This window comes from Streptomyces sp. RP5T, assembly GCF_003933965.1.
Lineage (GTDB): Bacteria > Actinomycetota > Actinomycetes > Streptomycetales > Streptomycetaceae > Streptomyces.
The window spans coordinates 1-422 of sequence record NZ_RSAJ01001299.1; the positions used below are offsets into that span (position 1 = coordinate 1).

Genomic DNA, 422 nt, shown 5'->3' on the forward strand with positions numbered 1-422 from the left:
TGTTCTGCGTCCGGTGCGCCGGGCACGTTCAGCGGCACCACCACCACAATCTGGGGCGGCATGTCGAGCGTTGTCTCGGCGTCCTGTTCGGTGGCTGTGATGGTCGGGTCTTCCACCGCTACCCTCAAGCCCTTCGGCGGGAGCTCCGGCCAGTGCGGCATCAGCGCATTGCGGTACGTCTCATACGCCATCCTCGCCGCGACCTCAAGCTCAGACGTCTCCTGCACAGACTGCTGCACCTGCTGCACCTGCGCCTGCAACGCCTGAGCACGCCATTCCTCGGATATTCGTGCCCCTAAGACGTCATATCATTTGGCTCGGTAGGCTGTCGGTCGTGGTTTCGATCGTGGAGCGGCTGGTGCCGGATGAGTTGTGGGAGCTGTTCCAGCGAGTGGTCCCGGAGGCTCCGTCGCGGCCTCAGG

The 422-nt window shown here is 64.2% G+C and carries 1 protein-coding gene; it reads right to left on the minus strand.

Annotated features, from left to right (window positions below):
- On the minus strand, positions 1–260 hold a 260-nt coding region (locus EHS43_RS45905; RefSeq protein WP_148104402.1), incomplete at its 3' end, for a hypothetical protein.
- Positions 261–422 lie beyond the last annotated feature (162 nt).